This window comes from Streptomyces sp. NPDC058289 (assembly GCF_042880975.1).
GTDB classification, from domain to species: domain Bacteria; phylum Actinomycetota; class Actinomycetes; order Streptomycetales; family Streptomycetaceae; genus Streptomyces; species Streptomyces stoeckheimensis.
Genome location: NZ_JBHVYI010000035.1, coordinates 1 through 19,444, shown reverse-complemented (window position 1 = coordinate 19,444; position 19,444 = coordinate 1). Strand labels below are relative to the sequence as shown.

The 19,444-nt window shown below is 72.2% G+C and carries 13 protein-coding genes and 4 pseudogenes; 10 read left to right on the top strand and 7 right to left on the bottom strand.

Going from position 1 to position 19,444, the window contains the following annotated elements; all coding sequences use genetic code 11:
* Positions 1-223: 223 nt before the first annotated feature.
* Positions 224-1,957, top strand: a complete 1,734-nt coding sequence (locus ACFVX6_RS19600; protein WP_389693032.1) for an ABC transporter ATP-binding protein — start codon at positions 224-226, stop codon at positions 1,955-1,957.
* Positions 1,954-3,879, top strand: coding sequence for an ABC transporter ATP-binding protein (locus ACFVX6_RS19595; protein ID WP_389693030.1), 1,926 nt, complete (start codon positions 1,954-1,956; stop codon positions 3,877-3,879). The genes ACFVX6_RS19600 and ACFVX6_RS19595 overlap by 4 nt, the downstream gene beginning before the upstream one ends.
* A gap of 83 nt (positions 3,880-3,962) precedes the next feature.
* On the opposite strand, the gene ACFVX6_RS19590 is transcribed toward ACFVX6_RS19595, so the two are convergent.
* Positions 3,963-5,069: an RNA polymerase sigma factor gene (locus tag ACFVX6_RS19590; protein WP_389693028.1), complete on the bottom strand. Its 1,107-nt coding sequence runs from the start codon at positions 5,067-5,069 to the stop codon at positions 3,963-3,965.
* 175 nt (positions 5,070-5,244) lie between these two features.
* Between ACFVX6_RS19590 and ACFVX6_RS19585 the strand changes: the two genes are divergently transcribed.
* Both ACFVX6_RS19585 and ACFVX6_RS19580 read left to right on the top strand, forming a co-directional pair.
* Complete coding sequence (locus tag ACFVX6_RS19585; protein WP_389693027.1) at positions 5,245-5,826, top strand: hypothetical protein; 582 nt, start codon at positions 5,245-5,247, stop codon at positions 5,824-5,826.
* Positions 5,823-6,818 carry a nucleotidyl transferase AbiEii/AbiGii toxin family protein gene (locus ACFVX6_RS19580; RefSeq protein ID WP_389693025.1) on the top strand — a complete coding sequence of 332 codons (996 nt, stop codon included), beginning with the start codon at positions 5,823-5,825 and terminating at the stop codon, positions 6,816-6,818. The genes ACFVX6_RS19585 and ACFVX6_RS19580 overlap by 4 nt, the downstream gene beginning before the upstream one ends.
* Here ACFVX6_RS19580 and ACFVX6_RS19575 read toward each other — a convergent pair.
* The 5 genes and pseudogenes from ACFVX6_RS19575 to ACFVX6_RS19555 all read right to left on the bottom strand — a co-directional run.
* Positions 6,815-7,099: pseudogene (locus tag ACFVX6_RS19575) on the bottom strand (molybdopterin dinucleotide binding domain-containing protein); the annotation flags it as partial. The gene ACFVX6_RS19580 and the pseudogene ACFVX6_RS19575 overlap by 4 nt on opposite strands.
* 226 nt (positions 7,100-7,325) lie before the next feature.
* Positions 7,326-7,712 (bottom strand): annotated as a pseudogene (locus ACFVX6_RS19570) (hypothetical protein); the annotation flags it as partial.
* Positions 7,652-8,995 (bottom strand): annotated as a pseudogene (locus tag ACFVX6_RS19565) (molybdopterin oxidoreductase family protein); the annotation flags it as partial. The pseudogenes ACFVX6_RS19570 and ACFVX6_RS19565, both read right to left, overlap by 61 nt.
* A gap of 218 nt (positions 8,996-9,213) precedes the next feature.
* Positions 9,214-9,984: a glucose 1-dehydrogenase gene (locus ACFVX6_RS19560; protein ID WP_389693023.1), complete on the bottom strand. Its 771-nt coding sequence runs from the start codon at positions 9,982-9,984 to the stop codon at positions 9,214-9,216.
* A gap of 101 nt (positions 9,985-10,085) precedes the next feature.
* Positions 10,086-10,700, bottom strand: coding sequence for a vancomycin high temperature exclusion protein (locus ACFVX6_RS19555; RefSeq protein ID WP_250752247.1), 615 nt, complete (start codon positions 10,698-10,700; stop codon positions 10,086-10,088).
* Positions 10,701-11,094: 394 nt separating this feature from the next.
* Between ACFVX6_RS19555 and ACFVX6_RS19550 the strand changes: the two are divergent.
* From ACFVX6_RS19550 to dnaG, 4 genes and pseudogenes are all read left to right on the top strand, one after another.
* Positions 11,095-11,993 (top strand): annotated as a pseudogene (locus tag ACFVX6_RS19550) (sirohydrochlorin chelatase).
* A gap of 77 nt (positions 11,994-12,070) precedes the next feature.
* Positions 12,071-13,414 carry a deoxyguanosinetriphosphate triphosphohydrolase gene (locus ACFVX6_RS19545; RefSeq protein WP_389693021.1) on the top strand — a complete coding sequence of 448 codons (1,344 nt, stop codon included), beginning with the start codon at positions 12,071-12,073 and terminating at the stop codon, positions 13,412-13,414.
* 93 nt (positions 13,415-13,507) lie between these two features.
* The gene (locus tag ACFVX6_RS19540) at positions 13,508-14,782 is read left to right on the top strand and encodes an NAD(P)/FAD-dependent oxidoreductase (RefSeq protein ID WP_389693019.1); all 1,275 of its coding nucleotides are present in this window, start codon (positions 13,508-13,510) and stop codon (positions 14,780-14,782) included.
* A 34-nt stretch (positions 14,783-14,816) separates the two neighbouring features.
* Complete coding sequence (gene dnaG / locus ACFVX6_RS19535) at positions 14,817-16,748, top strand: DNA primase (RefSeq protein ID WP_389693017.1); 1,932 nt, start codon at positions 14,817-14,819, stop codon at positions 16,746-16,748.
* Positions 16,749-16,783: 35 nt separating this feature from the next.
* Here the strand turns inward: dnaG and ACFVX6_RS19530 are convergent, their stop codons facing one another.
* Entirely contained in the window at positions 16,784-17,284 is a 501-nt protein-coding gene (locus tag ACFVX6_RS19530; RefSeq protein WP_389693015.1) for a gamma-glutamylcyclotransferase family protein, read from the bottom strand.
* Between the two features lie 203 nt (positions 17,285-17,487).
* On the opposite strand from ACFVX6_RS19530, the gene ACFVX6_RS19525 reads away from it, so the two are divergent.
* Together ACFVX6_RS19525 and ACFVX6_RS19520 are read left to right on the top strand one after the other, a co-directional pair.
* A complete protein-coding gene (locus ACFVX6_RS19525; protein WP_389693013.1) occupies positions 17,488-18,210 on the top strand; it encodes a hypothetical protein in 723 nt (240 codons plus the stop codon).
* Positions 18,207-19,444: ATP-binding protein (locus tag ACFVX6_RS19520; RefSeq protein WP_389693011.1), on the top strand; the 1,238-nt coding region annotated here is incomplete at its 3' end. The genes ACFVX6_RS19525 and ACFVX6_RS19520, both read left to right, overlap by 4 nt.

Sequence of the window (19,444 nt, the reverse complement as noted above, 5' to 3'; positions counted from 1 at the left end):
CGCGGACGGTCCGTCCCCGAGACGTCCCCGAGCCATTCCCCCTCCCCCATCGTCCTCCCGGCGCCCCCCGTCGGCGCGGCGGCGGCCCGGGCCCGCCCGGCCTACGCCCTGCCGCACCCGGGCTACTCCTTTTGACCGGGCTTTACGAAATCCGGTGGGTTCCGGCCTCCCGTTGGCAGAAGATGGAGTGAATCCCCTCGATCATGCCGACCGGAGCCTGCGCGTGCTCATACGACTTCTGCGGACCCACCTGGGTCCGTACCGGAAACCGATCGCCGTGCTGGTCCTGCTGCAACTGCTGCAGACCAGTGCGAGCCTCTACCTGCCCACGCTGAACGCCGACATCATTGACAACGGTGTCGTCAACGGCGACACCGGCTACATCCTGCGTTTTGGCGCACTCATGCTCGGCGTCTCGCTGGTCCAGCTCGTCTGCAACGTCGGCGCCGTCTACTACGGGGCCCGTACCGCCGCGGCCTTCGGTCGGGACGTCCGGGCCGGCGTCTTCGACCGCGTGCAGAGCTTCTCCGCGCGTGAGCTCGGCCACTTCGGCGCCCCGTCGCTGATCACCCGTACGACGAACGACGTCCAGCAGATCCAGATGCTCGTGCTGATGACCTTCACGCTGATGGTCTCCGCACCGATCATGTGCGTCGGCGGCATCTTCATGGCGCTCTCGCTGGACGTGAAGCTCTCGGGCGTGCTGCTCGCCGTGGTCCCGATCCTCGGCCTGTCGGTCGGCGCGATCGTGCTGAAGACCCGCCCGCTGTTCCGTGCGATGCAGACGCGCCTGGACACGGTCAACCGGGTCCTGCGCGAGCAGATCACCGGCAACCGGGTGATCCGCGCCTTCATCCGCGACGACTACGAGAAGGAACGCTTCCGCGAGGCCAACGCCGACCTCACCGGCGTCTCGCTGGCGGCCGGCAAGCTGCTCGCGCTGATGTTCCCGACCGTGATCGTGGTCGTGAACATCTCCAGCGTCGCCGTCGTCTGGTTCGGCGCGATGCGCATCGACTCCGGCGACATGGAGATCGGCCAGTTGACGGCCTTCCTCGCCTACCTGATGCAGATCGTCATGTCCGTGATGATGGCCACCTTCATGTTCATGATGGTGCCGCGCGCCGAGGTCTGCGCCGAGCGCGTCCAGGAAGTCCTGGACACCGACTCCAGCGTGATCCCGCCCGCCGACCCCGTCCGCAAGCTGCTCCACCACGGCCGCCTGGAACTGCGCGGCGCCGACTTCCGCTACCCGGGCGCCGAGGCCCCCGTGCTGCGCGGCGTCGACCTCGTGGCCCGCCCCGGCGAGACCACCGCGGTGATCGGCTCGACCGGCAGCGGCAAGTCCACGCTGCTGGGGCTGATCCCCCGGCTCTTCGACGCGACCGGCGGCGACGTGCTCGTCGACGGCGAGGACGTACGGCGCCTCGACCCCGACCTGCTCGCCAAGACGGTCGGCATGGTGCCGCAGAAGCCATACCTCTTCTCCGGGACCGTCGCCAGCAACCTGCGCTACGGGCGCCCCGACGCCACCGACGAGGAGCTCTGGCACGCGCTGGAGGTCGCGCAGGCCAAGGGCTTCGTGTCCGAGCTGGAGGGCGGGCTCGACGCTCCGATCACCCAGGGCGGAACCAACGTCTCCGGCGGCCAGCGCCAGCGGCTCGCGATCGCGCGCACGCTCGTACAGCGCCCGGAGATCTACCTGTTCGACGACTCCTTCTCGGCCCTGGACTACGCCACGGACGCGGCGCTGCGCTCCGCGCTCGCCCGCGAGACCGAGCAGTCGACCGTGGTCATCGTCGCCCAGCGGGTCTCCACGATCCGCGACGCGGACCGGATCATCGTCCTCGACGAGGGGCAGGTGGTGGGCGAGGGGCGCCACCACGAGCTGATGGCCGGCAATGAGACCTACCGGGAGATCGTGCTCTCCCAGCTGACGGAAGCGGAGGCGGCGTGAGCGGGCCCGGAGGACGGATGATGATGGGACCGCCGACCACGCGGTCCATGGACTTCAAGGGCTCGGGCAAGCGGCTGCTGAGCGCGCTGGCGCGTGACCGGGCCAAGCTGTGGGGCATGATCCTCGCGGTCGTCGGCAGCGTCGCCGCGTCGGTGACCGGTCCCAAGATCCTCGGTGAGGCCACCGACCTGGTGTTCGCGGGGATCGTCGGCCGGAATTTCGACAAGGGCCTCACCAAGCAGCAGGCCCTGGACGGTCTGCGCGCCAAGGGCGAGGGCGGGATGGCGGACATGCTGTCCGGCACCGACTTCACCCCGGGCAAGGGCATCGACTTCGGCGCGGTCGGGTCGGTCGCTCTGTGGGCGCTGGCCGTCTTCACGGTCGCCGGTCTGCTGATGCTGGTCGCCACCCGGCTGTCGAACCACATCATGAACGGCACCGTCTACCGGATGCGCGAGGAGCTCCAGGCGAAGCTGTCGCGGCTGCCGCTGTCGTACTTCGACCAGCAGAAGCGCGGCGAGGTGCTCAGCCGGGCCACGAACGACATTGACAACGTCGGGCAGACGATCCAGCAGACGATGGGTCAGCTGCTCAACTCGCTCCTGACGATCGTCGGCGTGCTGGCGATGATGTTCTGGATCTCGTGGGTGCTGGCACTGGTCGCGCTGGTGACGATCCCGGTGTCCGCGTACGTCGCCGCGAAGATCGGCAAGAAGTCGCAGCCGCAGTTCGTGGCGCAGTGGAAGTCAACGGGCGCCCTGAACGCCCACGTCGAGGAGATGTACTCGGGCCACACCCTGGTCAAGGTCTTCGGCCGGCAGAAGGAGTCCGCGGCCCTGTTCGCCGAGCAGAACGAAGCCCTGTACCGGGCCTCCTTCAAGGCGCAGCTGGTCAGCGGGATCATGCAGCCGGTGATGCTGTTCATCTCGAACATCAACTACGTGCTCGTCGCGGTCGTCGGCGGTCTGCGGGTGGCCTCGGGCACCCTGTCGATCGGTGACGTCCAGGCCTTCATCCAGTACTCGCGCCAGTTCTCGATGCCGCTGACGCAGGTCGCCTCCATGGCGAACCTGGTGCAGTCCGGCGTCGCCTCCGCGGAGCGGGTCTACGAGCTGCTGGACGCGCCGGAGCAGGAGGCGGACGCGGAGGTCCCCGAGCGTCCGGAGAACCTGCGCGGACAGGTCACCTTCGACAAGGTCGCCTTCCGCTACGAACCGGACAAGCCGCTGATCGAGAACCTCTCGCTGAGCGTCGACCCCGGTCAGACGGTCGCGATCGTGGGCCCGACCGGCGCCGGCAAGACCACGCTGGTCAACCTGCTGATGCGGTTCTACGAGGTCACGGGCGGGGAGATCGCCCTCGACGGGGTGGACATCGCGAAGATGACCCGCGAGGAACTGCGCAGCGGCATCGGCATGGTGCTCCAGGACACCTGGCTGTTCGGCGGCACCATCGCGGAGAACATCGCCTACGGGGCCACGCGCGAGGTCACGCGCGCCGAGGTCGAGGAGGCCGCGCGGGCGGCCCACGCCGACCGGTTCATCCGTACCCTGCCCGAGGGCTACGACACGGTGCTGGACGACGAGGGCGCCGGCGTCAGCGCGGGCGAGAAGCAACTGATCACCATCGCGCGGGCGTTCCTGTCCGACCCGGTGATCCTGGTGCTCGACGAGGCGACGAGCTCGGTGGACACCCGTACCGAGGTGCTCATCCAGAAGGCGATGGCGCGCCTCGCGCACGGCCGTACGTCCTTCGTGATCGCGCACCGGCTGTCCACGATCCGCGACGCGGACCTGATCCTGGTGATGGAGAGCGGCTCGATCGTGGAACAGGGCACGCACGAGGAGCTGCTGCTCTCGGGCGGCGCCTACGCGCGGCTGTACGCGGCGCAGTTCGCGCAGGCGGTGGCCGAGGTCGACTAGACCGGTACGGCCGTGCGGCCGGTGCGGGGAGGGGCGCCCATCCGGGCGCCCCTTTTCCGTCTTGTTCGTCTTGTCCGTCTGCGTCAGTCCAGATATCCGCGCAGCTGGTCCGCGAAGGCGTGGTCGCGCAGCTTGTTGAGGGTCTTGGACTCGATCTGGCGGATCCGCTCCCGGGTCACCCCGAAGATCCGGCCGATCTCCTCCAGGGTGCGCGGGCGCCCGTCGGCGAGCCCGTAGCGGAGCTGGACCACCTTGCGCTCCCGCTCCCCGAGGGTCGAGAGGACCGCTTCCAGGTGTTCGCGGAGCAGGAAGAACGCGGCCGATTCGACCGGTGAGGCGGCGTCGCCGTCCTCGATGAGGTCGCCGAGCGCGACATCGTCCTCCTCGCCCACGGGTGCGTGCAGCGAGACCGGCTCCTGCGCGAGGCGCAGCACCTCCAGGACCCGCTCGGGGGTCAGCTCGAGGTGGACGGCGACCTCCTCGGCGGTGGGTTCGTACCCCCGCTCCTGGAGCATGCGGCGCTGGACGCGCACGACGCGGTTGATCAGTTCGACGACGTGGACGGGGACGCGGATGGTTCGGGCCTGGTCGGCGAGGGCGCGGGACATGGCCTGGCGGATCCACCAGGTGGCGTAGGTGGAGAACTTGTAGCCGCGGGCGTAGTCGAACTTCTCGACGGCGCGGATCAGTCCGAGGTTCCCCTCCTGGACCAGGTCGAGCATGGTGAGTCCGCGGCCGACGTAGCGCTTGGCGACGGAGACGACGAGCCGCAGGTTCGACTCGATGAGACGCCGTTTCGCCATGCGGCCCATCACGACGAGCTTGTCGAGGTCGAGCGTGAGCTGCAGATCGAGCGGGGCTCCGCTGCCGAGCTTCTCCTCCGCGAACAGGCCCGCTTCCACGCGCCGCGCGAGCTCGACCTCCTCGACGGCGGTGAGCAGCGGGATCCTGCCTATCTCGCGCAGGTACTGCCGGAACAGGTCGGCGGATGGTCCCGCTCCGCCGGAGCCTTCCGCCGGGCGCTTGCGCGGCGGGGGCACCTTCTCCAGCAGCTCCGGGCCCTCCAACTCCTCAGGCTCTTCGGCCTCCTCCTCGTGCATGGCGTCGGCCTCGGCCTCGGGCTCGGGCTCTTCGGCCGCGGGCACTTCGGCGGGCGGGCTGACGGTGACGGTCAAGCTCTGGGTCTGCACGGGGGCGGCCTCCACAGGGCTCCGAGGACGGGTGCACCGCACCTCAGTGTGGGGTACGACACATCGCTGCCACGAGGGGCGTGCGACCACTTTCTGGGTCCGGTGCGTGACCCATGGTTACCCCCCGACCGGAACCCCGATGCGGATCGGACGCATGTCCGAGATGATCGCTGCCATGCCCGAGTACGAATCCCACATCACCGTCCGCTGCCCGCACCCGGCGGAGCTGGCACGACTCGAATCGTGGGCGGCGGAAAGGGAGTTGAAGGTGACCCACATCGTGCTGGCCCGGGGCCGGATGCTCTCGCAGCCGATGCTGACGCTGCCCGACCGGGACGGGCACGAGGTCCTGGTGCCCCGGCTGCGCGCGGCCGGCTTCGATCCGGTCCGGGTCAAGGTGGAGACGGTCCCGTGGACCACGGAGCCCCCGGGGCCGGGCGGCGGCTACTTCGAGCACCACCTCAAACTGCGGCTCCCCGCCGACTGGGACCGCCCGGCCCTGGAGTCCCTGGCGGTCCGGCACGCGGCACACGTCTCGTGGAACGCCCGCCGGGTCCTGCCGGGGGCTCGGCAGGAACGTTTCGTGACCCAGCGGTGGCGGGGTACGGCGGCGGAGGCGGGGGCGGCGTGCGATGCGCTGGTCGCTGCGCTGGCGGGGGCCGGGTACGAGGTCTGCTCGGAGGAGCGGGAGTTCGTGCTGTACGACAGCGACCTGTCGGTGGACGACGGGTGGATCGAGGAGGAGGGCGCACGATGAGCAGCCGGGAGTGGAAACCGTCGATTCCGGGCGGCCCGGACGACCCCGCGGAGCCGAAGGCGGAGCGGTTTCGACGGATGGACCAGCGGCCCCGCACCATAAGAACGGGCGACAGGGGCGAGCCGGCCACGGTGGCCTTCGACCCCGCCCTCAAGCACTTCTCCGAGGCGTACCGGCCGCTGGATCCGGTGATCTCGGAACCTGCGGAGCGAACGGCCTGGCGGTCGGCCCGACGGGCGGCGATGGACGTGGCGTTGCGCGCGGTCGGAGCCTCGGGCCACGCCGGTTCGCTCGTGCTGCGCGGCAGCATGCTGATGTCCCAGTGGTTCGGGGAGGCCGCGCGGGAGCCGCACGACCTGGACTTCGTCGTGGTCCCAGCGGACTGGATGATCGAGGAGGACCGCACCGGGCGGATGCTCGACGCGATCGCGGCCGGGGCCGAGCGGATGGCCGCACACGAAGGCCTGGTGATGCCGGCGGCGGACGCGGTCTCCGAGTACATCTGGACGTACGAACGCGTTCCGGGGCGCAGGCTGGTCCTCCCCTGGTCCGCGCCGGGGATGCGGGGCGGCCAGGTCCAGCTCGACTTCGTCTTCAACGAGCCCCTGCCGGTCGCGCCCGAGCCCGTGGTGGTCGCGGGTGTCCCGCTGCTGGGGGCCACCCCGGAGCTGTCCCTCGCCTGGAAGCTGGTGTGGCTGGCCGGGGACATGTACCCGCAGGGCAAGGACCTCTACGACGCGGTCCTGCTGGCGGAGAGCTGCGCACTGCCGTACCCGCTGCTGGCGGAGGTGTTCCGGCTCTCCGGCGAATTCGAGGTTGGCGGCGGCGGGCAACAGCCGCCCGCCCCGGAGGTCTTCGAGGGGTTCGCGCAGACGGACTGGGACACGTTCCACAAGGAGTACCCGGGGATCCCCGGCTCCGCCGAGTCCTACGCGAACCGCCTGCTGGCGGCGCTGGCGCCCACGTTCGCCGGGGCTCCGGAGAACGGCTAGGCCGGCTCGACGCGGACCGCGCAGACCTTGAACTCCGGCATCCGGGACACCGGGTCCAGCGCCGGGTTGGTCAGGGTGTTGGCGCGGCCCTCGCCCGGCCAGTGGAAGGGCATGAAGACGGTGTCCGCGCGGATGGTGTCCGTGATGCGGGCCGGGGCGACCGCGCGGCCGCGGCGGGAGGTGACCGCGAGGGGGGCTCCGTCGACCGCGCCGATGCGGGCCGCGAGGCGCGGGTGGAGTTCCACGAAGGGGCCGGGGGCGGCTTCGTTGAGCTCGTCCACCCGGCGGGTCTGCGCGCCCGACTGGTACTGGGCGACGACCCGGCCGGTGGTGAGCAGGAGCGGGTACTCCGTGTCCGGGACCTCGGCGGCGTCCCGGTGGGTGACGGGCACGAAGCGGGCCCGGCCGTCCTCGGTGGCGAAGCGGTCCAGGAAGAGCCGGGGGGTACCGGGGTGGGGCGTCGCGGGGGTGGGCTCCCCGGAGGCGGGCTCCCCGGAGGCGGGCTCCCCGGAGGCGGGCTCCCCGGAGACGGGCGTCCCGGAGACGGGCGTCCCGGGGACGGGCTCCCCCGGTGCGGCCCCGGGGCCGGGCTCTCCCGAGGCCGCCTCCCCCGTCCGCGGAGCCGAAGGGCAGGGCCAGAAGACGCCCTGCTCCGCTTCGATGCGGGCGTACGTGATGCCCGAATAGTCCGCCGGGCCGCCCGCCGAGGCGCGGCGCAGCTCCTCGAAGACCTCCTCGGGGTCGGTCGGGAAGGCCTTCGGCATGCCCAGCCTCGTGGCCAGGCCGTGCAGGACCTCGAGGTCGGAGCGGACCCCCGGCGGCGGAGTCAGGGCCCGGCGACGGAGCAGGACGCGGCCCTCCAGGTTGGTGGTGGTGCCGGTCTCCTCCGCCCACTGGGTGACCGGGAGGACCACGTCGGCCAGCGCCGCCGTCTCGGACAGGACCACGTCGGCGACGGCCAGGAAGTCCAGGGAGCGGATGCGTTCCTCGACGTGGCCGGCGCGGGGGGCGGAGACCACCGGATTGGAGCCCATGAGGAGGAGCGCCTTGACGTCCGAGCCCAGCGCGTCGAGGAGTTCGTACGCGCTGCGGCCGGGCCCGGGAAGGTCGTCGGGGTCGATCCCCCAGACCCCGGCGACGTGGGCCCGGGCCGCCGGGTCGGTCAGTTTGCGGTAGCCGGGGAGCTGGTCGGCCTTCTGGCCGTGCTCGCGGCCGCCCTGGCCGTTGCCCTGGCCGGTGAGGCAGCCGTAGCCGGAGAGCGGGCGGCCGGCCCGGCCGGTGGCGAGGCAGAGGTTGATCCAGGCTCCGACGGTGTCGACGCCCTTGGACTGCTGCTCGGGCCCGCGTGCGGTGAGCACCATCGCGGTTTCGGGCGCACAGAACATCGCCACCGCCTCGCGGAGCTTCGGCACCGGCACGCCGGTGATCCGCTCCACCAGCTCCGGCCAGTGCGCCATCGCACCCGCGCGAGCCTCTTCCCAGCCGCTGGTGCGCTCGGCGATGAACTCCTCGTCGGTGTGGCCACCCGCGACGACGAGGTGCAGCAGGCCGAGCGCCAGCGCCAGGTCCGTGCCGGGGCGCGGGGCCAGGTGCAGGTCGGCCTGTTCGGCGGTGCGCGTGCGGCGCGGGTCCACCACGATCAACGTGCCGCCGTTCTCACGGAGTTCCCGGAAGAAGCGGAGGGCGGGGGGCATGGTGTCGGCGGGGTTGGAGCCGACGAGGATGACGCAGCCGGTCCGGGGGATGTCCTCCAGCGGGAAGGGCAGCCCCCGGTCGAGCCCGAAGGCCCGCTGGTGCGCGGCGGCGGCCGAGGACATGCAGAACCGGCCGTTGTAGTCGATCTGCGAGGTCCGCAGGGCGATGCGGGCGAACTTCCCGAGGGCGTACGCCTTCTCGTTGGTCAGCCCGCCGCCGCCGAACACCCCGACCGCGTCGGCCCCGTACGACCGCCGCGTGCGGGCGAGTCCCTCGGCGACGGCGTCGAGGGCCTCCTCCCAGGTGGCCGGCTCCAGCCGCCCGGCGTGGGTGCGGACGAGCGGCTCGGTGAGGCGCACCTGGGAGGAGAGCACGGCGGGGGCGGTGCGGCCCTTGCCGCACAGTGCGCCCCGGTTCACGGGGAAGTCGGCCCGCTCCTCCACCGTCACGCCCGCGCCGCCGGGCTCGGTGCGCAGGTTCATGCCGCACTGCAGCGCGCAGTACGGGCAGTGCGTGGCGGTGAGGGAGTCCGAGGTGTGCATGAGCCCAGCGTGCGTCGGCGGTGTTACGCGGGCCGCCGCCCCGCGTTACAACTCGGCGTGCTCCACCTCAGCGCGCGCGGCCCCCTCCGGTGAGGTGGCCCGGCGCACGGGAGGGGCCGGGGATCCCGGCGTACACGATCCGGGCTCCGGGGCCGGGGTCACTGGCCGGTCAGGTACTTCACCGTGAGGCCGGCCGTCCAGCCGCCGTCGACCGCGAGCTCGGCGCCCGTCATGTAGCTCGCGGCGTCCGAGAGGAGGAAGGCGACGGCGGCGGCGATCTCCTCGGGGAGGCCGACGCGGCCGAGGGGGGCGCCGGGGTAGTTGCCCTCGCCCGCCTGGATGCCGACCGGGGCCGTCATCGGGGTGAGCGTCATGCCGGGGTGTACGGAGTTCACGCGGATCCGGGATTCCGCGAGCTCGACCGCGCCGATCTTCGACAGTCCGCGCACGCCCCACTTGGAGGCTCCGTAGCCGGCGGTCAGGGCAAGGCCGGTGAGGCCGGCGGCGGAGGAGATGTTGACGATGGAGCCGCCGCCGTTCTCGCGCATCAGCGGGATCGCGGCCTTGATGCCGATGAAGACGCCGACCAGGTTGATCTCGACGACCTTGCGGAAGTGCTCGACGCTCTCGTGCTCCAGGAACCGGCCGGCGGCTATGCCCGCGTTGTTGACCAGCCCGTCGATGCGGCCGAACTCGGCGAGGGCGAAGGCCAGGGCCGCGTCCCAGTCGGATTCGCTGGTCACGTCGTGGCGCAGGAAGCGCGCCGCGTCGCCCAGCTTGGCCGCCGTCTCGGCGCCCTCGGCCTCCAGGACGTCGGTGATCAGCACCTTGCCGCCGCCGTCGACGACTGCCTGCGCGGCCGCCGCGCCGAGGCCGCGGGCCCCACCGGTGATGACGACGACCTTGCCGCTCAGATCCACAACAGCCACGGTTCCACACCCCTGACGCACACGACGCACACGACGGACGGCTCTACGGGCCACATAGACCTAAGAGCTATATGACTAATCGGCATACGCCGATCGCGGCGTCAGTCTGCCAGAGAGGCCAGCGCCCGCGACACCCCCTCCTCCTTCGGCCCCAGGAACCGCGGCTCCGGCTCGAACACCGCGTCCAGCGCCGCCTTGCCCGCCGCGAAGACCTCGCGGGCCCCGCCGTAGTACCAGGTCGCGTCGTGCACGTCGGACACCCCGACCCCGTAGGAGTCCACGCCCGCGGCCCGGCACAGCGCGACCGCCCGGCGGATGTGGAAGCCCTGGCTGATCAGCACCGCCCGGTGCACGCCGAAGACCTCCCGGGCCCGGACGCAGGAGTCCCACGAGTCGAAGCCTGCGTAGTCGCTGACGACGCGGGCGTCCGGCACCCCGTGACCCGTCAGGTACGCGCGCATCGCGTCGGGCTCGTCGTAATCGGTCCGGCTGTTGTCGCCGGTGACCAGGACGACCTTGACCTTCCCCGCACGGTAGAGCTCGACGGCGGCGTCGAGGCGGCGCGCGAGGTACGGGGTGGGCCGGCCGTTCCACAGCCCGGCGCCGAAGACCACGGCCACCTCGGCGGCGGGCGCGTCGGCGGTGGTCCGCAGCCGGGGCCCGGCGGACGCGTGCGTCCACGCCGAGGGCAGCAGGGCCAGCACGCAGCCCGCCATCACCACCTGCACGGCCCGCCGCCGCGACCGCACGGTGCGGGGCACCTCGACCCGTACGGCCTTCAGCCGCTCCCACGCCGCCCCCGGCAGGCCTCGTACCACTGCGCGCCTCAATGCGATCCCCCTGTTGGTCTTGCTGTCGGTCTTGCTGTCGGTTCTGATGCTGTCGGCTCTGATGCTGCCCGTTGTGATGCTGCCGGTTCTGCTGCTCTCGGTCCTGTCGTCTACGTCGTCTACGGACGCGTGTACGGTCCCGGCGGTTTCCCGGCCGGTTCGCGGCACGGGGAAGCACGGCCCGATCCCACCCCCGCCGTCCACCCCCGTGTGAGCAGGTGGAAAACACCCGTCACGCCCGCGCAACGCATCGGCAACCTGCCGCGCGCAGGATCGGTTCATGACGGAGCCGGCGCACCCTCCCGAGTCCCTGCCCCTCCCCCTGCTCCCGCCCCTCCCACCGCTTCCGCCCGCGACCACGGCGGAGCTGCTGACCCGGATCACCGCCCAGCTCGGTACGCAGCTCAGCGGTCTGCGCCCCCGACACCACGCAGGAGTCCTCCCATGCAGCAGCCCGCACTCGTCGCCGTGGCCCACGGCAGCCGCGATCCGCGCGCCCTCCACACCGTCGAAGCCCTGCTCGAACGGGTCCGTGAGCTCCGTCCCCGCCTCGACGTCCGGCTCGGTCACATCGAGCTGAACCACCCGCTGCTGGAGCACACCCTCGAACGGGCCGCCGGAGCCGCCGTACTGGTCCCGCTGCTGCTCGGCCGCGGGACCCACGTCAAGCGGGACCTGCCGGCCGCCGCCGCCCGCGCCGGGCACCTGCGGACCCGTGTCGCCGCCCCGCTCGGACCGCATCCGCTGCTCGTCGAGGCCCTGTACGAGCGGCTCGTGGAGGCCGGCTGGAGCGCCGGGTCGGCGGTGGTGCTGGCCGCCGCCGGGTCCCGCGACCCCGACTCCGCGACCGATGTGCGGGCCACCGCCGACCTGCTCTCGGAACGGCTCGGCGGGGTCCCCGTGGTGGCCGCCTACGCCTCGGGCACCGCGCCCGGAGTGCCCGCCGCCGTACGGGCCCTGGCCGCGCGGGGCCTCCACCGGGTCGCGGTCGCCTCCTACTTCACCGCACCCGGCCGCTTCGCCGCAGCGAGCGCCGCCGCCGCGTCGGGCCCGGCCGCCGCCCCGCTGGGCGCGCATCCGGCGCTGGCCCGGCTGGTGCTCCAGCGCTACGACGAAGCCGCCGCCGCGCTCGCAGGACCCGTAGGACGGGAGCAGCCGCTCGAACTGGCCACCGCGTAACGGTCTGGTTGGTTCGCAATCGCTCGGATTGCTCCTCTTGACTCGTCTTGTCGGCTCCTCCGGTTACCGTTTGGGCCATGGAAGGCATGGAAGGCACCACCGCACCTGTCCGACCCGGCCTCGACCTGCCCGGCGAGCCGTACGATCCCGCCGATACCGAGCGCTGGGCCACCGAGCCCGACAAACGGCCCGGGCGGACCGCCTTCCAGCGAGACCGTGCCCGCGTGCTGCACTCCGCCGCCCTGCGCCGGCTCGCAGGGAAGACGCAGGTGGTGACCCCGGGGACGCGTTCGTACGACTGGGACGCCAGTCCTCGTACGCGGCTGACGCACTCCCTCGAATGCGCCCAGGTCGGCCGCGAGCTCGGCGCCGCGCTCGGCTGCGATCCCGATCTGGTCGAAGCCGCCTGCCTGTCGCACGACATGGGGCATCCGCCCTTCGGCCACAACGGCGAGGAAGCGCTCAACGAGTTCGCCAAGGACTGCGGCGGTTTCGAGGGCAACGCCCAGTCGCTGCGCCTGCTGACCCGGCTGGAGCCCAAGCGGTTCGTCCCCGATCCGCAGACCGGCACCCTGGTCAGCGTCGGGCTCAACCTCACCCGGGCCTGCCTGGACGCCGCCACCAAGTACCCCTGGGCGCGCGGGGACCACCCCACCGACCCGGGCTCGGTGAAGTTCGGGGCCTACGAGGACGACCTGCCGGTCTTCGAGTGGCTGCGCCGCGGCGCGCCCGCGGACCGCAAGTGCTTCGAGGCGCAGGTCATGGACTGGTCGGACGACGTGGCGTACTCCGTCCACGATTTCGAGGACGGCCTGCACGCCGGCCACCTCGACCCGAACCTGCTCTTCGCCGAGCCCGAGCGCACCGAGATCTGGCGGGTGGCCATCGGCCGGTACGTGCCCGCCGACACCGAGCCGGAGGAGCTGCGGGAGGCCCTGGACCGTTTGATGGAGCAGGAGTGGTGGCCGCACGGGTACGACGGTTCGGCCGTGGCCCAGGCCCGGCTGAAGGACGCGACCAGCCAGCTGATCGGCCGTTTCTGCCTGGCCGCCGAGGGCGCCACCCGGCAGGCGTACGGGACCGGCCGGCTGACCCGGTACGCGGCGGAGCTGGTGGTGCCGCGCGAAGCCCGCAACGAGTGCGCGGTGCTGAAGGCGGTGGCCGACCTGTACGTCATGCAGCGCGACGAGCAGGAGCGGATCCGCGCCGATCAGCGCATCGTCCTGGCCGAACTGGCGGAGGCCGTCAGCGCCCGCGCGCCCGAGGGTCTGGACCCGCAGTTCCGTGCGATCTTCGACGAGGCCCCGGACGACCGGGCCAGGAAGCGGGCGGTCGTGGACCAGATCGCGGCCCTCACGGACGCCTCCGCGCGCTCCCTGCACGCCCGCCTCATCCAGCGCGCGCGACGCGCCGAAGGGTGAGCCGATCGGGCCACTCCCCCTTCACGCGGCAGGCTCGGTGCGGGACGCTCGCATGTGGTCGCATGTGGCGCAGAGGTTATGAGGAGGCATCAGGTGGTCGACGCACACCGGACGTTCGTCATCGTCGGCGCAGGGCTCGCCGGGGCTAAGGCGGCCGAAACGCTGAGGTCCGAAGGGTTCACGGGGCGGGTGATCCTCATCGGCGACGAGCGCGAGCATCCCTACGAGCGGCCCCCGCTCTCCAAGGGCTACCTGGCGGGCAAGGAGGAACGCGAGAGCGTCTTCGTGCACGAGCCGTCCTGGTACGCGGCCTGCGACATCGAGCTGCACCTCGGCCAGCCCGCGGTCCACCTCGACCGGGACGCCAAGAAGGTGGTCCTGGGCGACGGGACGGCGCTGCCCTACGACAAGCTGCTGCTCGCCACCGGCGCCGAACCGCGTCGGCTCGACATCCCGGGCACCGAGCTGGTCGGGGTGCACCACCTGCGCCGGCTCTCGCACGCGGAGCGGCTGCGCAAGGCCCTGGCGGGCCTGGGCCGGGACAACGGGCACCTGTTGATCGCGGGCGCCGGCTGGATCGGCCTGGAGGTCGCGGCGGCCGCCCGCGGGTACGGGGCCGAGGTCACCGTCATCGAGCCGGCGCCGACCCCGCTGCACGCGGTGCTCGGTCCGGAGGTCGGCCGGCTCTTCGCCGACCTGCACACCGAGCACGGGGTCCGCTTCCACTTCGGGTCCCATCTGACGGAGATCGTCGGGCACGACGGCATGGTGCTGGCGGCCCGTACGGACGACGGGGAGGAGCACCCGGCGCACGCGGTCCTCGCGGCGATCGGGGCCGCCCCGCGGACCGCGCTGGCGGAGACCTCGGGCCTGGCCCTGGTGGACCGGGAGCACGGGGGCGGCATCGCCGTGGACGCCTCGCTGCGCACGTCCGACCCGGACGTCTTCGCGGTCGGGGACGTGGCGGCCGCGCACCATCCGGTGCTGGGGACCCGGCTGCGGGTGGAGCACTGGGCGAACGCGCTCAACGGGGGTCCGGCCGCCGCCCGGGCGATGCTGGGGCAGGAGGTCTCGTACGACCGGGTTCCGTACTTCTTCTCCGACCAGTACGACGTGGGGCTGGAGTACTCGGGGTACGCCCCGGCGGGCGGCTACGACCAGGTGCTGATCCGCGGGGACGCGGGCAAGCGGGAGTTCATCGCCTTCTGGCTCTCGGACGGCCGGGTGCTGGCCGGGATGAACGTGAACGTGTGGGACGTCACCGAGGACATCCAGGCCCTGATCAGGTCTAAGGCGCCCGTGGACCGCGAGAAGCTGGCGGATCCATCGATTCCGCTTTCGGCCCTGGTGCCGGCGGAGGGTGCCTGACGGGATTGTCTCCGCCCGGCCGTAGACTTCACGCGTGGCAGGACGGATCAACGACGACGACGTGAAGGCGGTACGGGACGCGGTCCCGATCGACGCCGTGGTCTCGGAGTACCTCCAGCTGCGCAACGCGGGCGGCGGCAACCTCAAGGGCCTCTGCCCCTTCCATGACGAGAAGTCCCCGTCCTTCCAGGTCAGCCCCAGCAAGGGCTTCTACCACTGCTTCGGCTGCCAGGCGGGCGGGGACACCCTCGACTTCGTCATGAAGATCGACCACCTCTCCTTCTCGGAGGCGGTGGAACGGCTCGCCGGCCTGGCCGGCATCACCCTGCGGTACGAAGAGGGCGGCTACACCGCCGGCACCAGTGGGCGCGGCGAGCGCATCCGGCTGGTCGAGGCGCACAAGGCCGCGGCCGACTTCTACATGGACCAGCTCGGCAGCGCCGAAGCGGAGATCGGCCGCAAGTTCCTGGCCGAACGCGGCTTCGACCAGGCCGCCGCCCAGCACTTCAGCGTGGGCTACAGCCCGGCCGGCTGGGACCACCTGACGCGTTTCCTGCGCGGCAAGGGCTTCAGCGACAAGGAACTGATCACCTCGGGCCTGGCCCAGGACAGCCGCAGCGGAAAGCCCATCGACCGCTTCCGCGGCCGGCTGATGTGGCCCATCCGCGACATCAGCGGCGAGGTCGTCGGCTTCGGCGCGCGCAAGCTGCGCGACGACGACAACGGGCCCAAGTACCTGAACACCCCCGAGACGGCGATCTACAAGAAGTCCCAGGTGCTGTACGGCATCGACCTGGCCAAGAAGGAGATCGCCAAGACCTCCAGGGCCGTCGTGGTCGAGGGCTACACCGACGTCATGGCCTGCCACATGGCCGGGGTCACCACCGCGATCGCCACCTGCGGCACCGCCTTCGGCGGCGACCACATCAAGATCCTGCGCCGGCTGCTCATGGACAACGCAACCGCCGAGGTGATCTTCACCTTCGACGGGGACGCGGCCGGACAGAAGGCCGCGCTGCGCGCCTTCGAGGACGACCAGAAGTTCGCCGCGGAGACCTCCATCACCATCGCCCCGGGCGGCATGGACCCCTGCGACCTGCGCCTGGCCAAGGGCGACGCGGCCGTATCGGGGCTGGTCGAGGCCCGCACCCCGCTGTTCGAGTTCGCGCTGAAGCACATCGTGGCCCGGCACAACCTGGAGAACCCGGCGGGGCGGGCGGCCGCGCTGGAGGAAGCCGCCCCGATCATCAAGAAGATCAAGAACGTGGCCATCCAGCACGAATCGGCGGTCCAGCTGGCGGGCATGCTCGGCATGCGCGACGAGCAGTTCGTGGTCAAGCGGATCGCCCAGCTCGACCGCTGGGCCCGGGAGCGCGGCAACCAGCCGCAGCAGGGGCGTCGGGGCCAGGCCGGCAGCTCCGGTCCCTCCAGCCACTCCAGCCACTCGTACGAGGACATCCCGGCGCCGTCCGCCACCCCCACGGGCCCCGCGCTGAACCTGCGCAGCCCCGCCCACATCACCGAGCGCGAGCTGCTCAAGCTGGCGCTCCAGCGCCCCGCCCTGGTCTCCCCCGCCTTCGACGCGTACGGGATGGACGAGTTCACCGCCCCGCCCTACGCGGCCGTCCGCCAGGCCATCCTGGACGCCGGCGGCGCTTCGCTCGGCACCGAGGACTACCTGACCCGGGTCCGGGACGCCGCGCCGAACGACACCGTCCGCGCGCTGGTCACCGAGCTCGTCGTCGAGGCCATCCACGCGAAGACCGTGGACGAGGTCTACGCCGGGGTCCAGCTGGTCCAGGTCAGGCTCCGCGCGGTCGACCGCCGGGTGCACGAGATCCAGGGCACCCTGGCCCGCCTCGGCCACCAGGACGCGCCGGAGCAGCTCGCGGCGGTCCAGGAAGAGCTGTGGGTGCTCCAGCAGTACGGCCGGCGCCTGCGCAACCGCGGCGCGGAAGGCCTGTAGGTCCGGAAGGCACCTTCAGGCCCGAGGAGCACGCCCTAGCGTCGCAGCCAGTCGCCGCCCGGGATGGGGGTGCCGGAGCGGGCGAGGTGGTGGGCCAGGGGCGGGGCCGCCAGGTAGACCCACGCGCGGACCGGGGTGCCGTCGGGGCGCAGGGCCTCGCGGGCGGTGCGGTCGTAGATGTTGGCGGGGTGTCCGGGGCCCGCGTACTCCTCCAGCAGGTCGAGCGCCACGAGGAGTTCCCCGTAGGCCCCGGGGGCCGGGGTGATCAGCTCTCCGGCTATCGCGGAGCCGGGGCGGTCCACGGCGTACGGGTATCCGGGGCCCTCGTACAGGGCCGCGTCCGGGAGGCGGGCGGGCTCCTCGGCGGCCGTGCGGCCGCGCAGGAACAGGTCGTGGTTGACCTCTCCGGGGCGCAAGGTCCCGTAGACGAAGAACGGGAGTTCCGGGAGCTTCGGGAGTTCCGGGAGTTCCAGGAGCTCCTCCACCTGTGGAATCGTTCCTTCGCCCCGGCCTTCCGGCCGATCGGCCGATGTCATGCGGGCCTCCCTCGATTCAGACTGAGCTGCTGACCGGTCTCCCACCGACCCGCGGGCCGGGCCCGAAGTCCCGACTTCGACCGCGGGAGACCGCCTACGCACCGCTGTTACACGACCGCCCGGTCCCCGTGACCGACGCCGCCTACCGTCAGTCTGCCTCCCCGCACCCCGCCCTCCCCCACCACCCGACGGTTCCGCCTTCCATGACTCGACCGACCCTCCGCAGCCTCGCCGCGGCCGCCCTGCTCTGCATCGGCCTCGGCGGCTGCGGCGCACCCGGGGGCCTCGGGCCCGGCGAGGTCGCGCAGCCCGTGATCTCCCAGCCCCGGCCGAAGCCGCTCTGGCCCTCGTGGACCGAGTCCCCCAGCTCCGGCGGTACGGCGGTGGCCGGCCGAGTGCCGCCGCCGCAGCCGCTCGCCGGCGCCCCTGCGGTGGGGGCGGAGGGGATCGAGAAGGTCGACGTGATGGCCGTGGTCCGCGCGGACAAGGCGATGAAGCGTTTCGGCGACGGGAAGAAGATCGAGGGTCCGGGCAAGGCCGGGGTCCGGCCGGCCCGGTTCGCGGACCTGACGGGCGACGGAAAGCCCGAGTTGATCGTCGCCGCCGACACCGAGACCGGGCGTTCGGTGCTGAGCGTCTACACCGCGGCAGGCGGGAAGATCGTTCCGATCCTGTTCACCAGCGGCCGGCGGATGCACGTCGAGACCGTCGGCACCGACCTGCTGGTCCGCACCACCGACGACGACGGATCCGCGCACGACATCCGCTACCACTGGGACGGCCAGCGGCTGAGCGTGCTCAGCGACGAGCACAAGTTCGGCAACGCCATCTCCGCACCGGGCTCCGGCACGTGCCCGGCCCCGCTACCGTCCGGCTCCGAAACACCCGCACCGATACCCACGCCCACGAACCGGGGCGGCCGGTGAAGCGCTTCCTGCTCCACTGCCGCCGCCGCCTGCACTCCCTCGGCCTGCGCTGGAAGATCGCCGTCCTGCTCGCCGTCGGCTGCTCCCTCGTCGCGCTCACCATCGGCGTCCTGATCCACGAGGCCCGCGCGAACCAGGTGGCCGACGCGGCGCGCCAAAGCGCCCTCGCGCAGCTCGTCCGGGTGCGCCAGGTGTACGAGCTCACGGGCCAGCTCGACTTCGACAAGGTCGGATCGGCCGACGCGCGCCTCGACTGCCCGAGCCTGCCGGAACCCCTGCGGCAGGCCGTCCTGGCCGGGAAGCGCACCACCTACCTCGACCTGCACGGCCCCCACCCGGCGGTGTGGGCGGCCCGGCCGGTCGGAGGCAACCAAGTGCTCTCCGTACGGCAGCAGCTGACGGAGGAGCAGTCGGAACTGTGGGAACTCGACCAGAAGTTGATGGCCTTCGGGGTGGTCGTCGTCACCCTCGCGGCGATCTGCGGGGCGGCGCTGGCCAGCCGGCTGAGCAAGGACCTGCGGTCCGCGGCCGAGACGGCCCGGCGGATCAGCACGGGCGAACTGGACGCACGGATAGGCCCGTCGGGCGTGCCGGGGACGCGGAACGAGGTGGCCGAACTGTCCGCGGCGGTCGACACGATGGCGGCGAGCCTGCAGCGGCGGCTGGTCGCGGAGCAGCGGTTCACGGCGGACGTGGCGCACGAGCTGCGGACCCCGCTGACCGGTCTGCACACCGCCGCCGAACTGCTCCCTCCGGGGCGGCCGACGGAGCTGGTGCGGGACCGGGTCGCGGCCCTGTGCAGTCTGACGGAGGACCTCCTGGAGGTGGCCCGGCTGGACGGGGAGCGTGAGGTGGCCCAGCTGGACGTCCACCTCCTGGGGCCGCTGGTGGAGGCCGTCACCCGGCGTTCGGGGGTGGAGGCGCAGGCCCTGGGCGCCGCCGACGGCACGGCCCGCGTCCGCACGGACGTGCGGAGGCTGGAGCGGATCCTGACGAACCTGCTGGTCAACGCCCGCAAGCACGGTGGGGACCCGATCACCGTGACGGTGGACGGGAACACGGTGACCGTACGGGACCGGGGCCCGGGCTTCCCGGAGACGCTGCTGCGGGACGGCCCGCAGCGGTTCCTGACGGGCGCGACCGAGCGCGGCCAGGGCACGGGCCTGGGCCTGACCATCGCCCTGGGCCAGGCCCAGGTCATCGGCGCCCGCATCACCCTCGCCAACCCCACCCC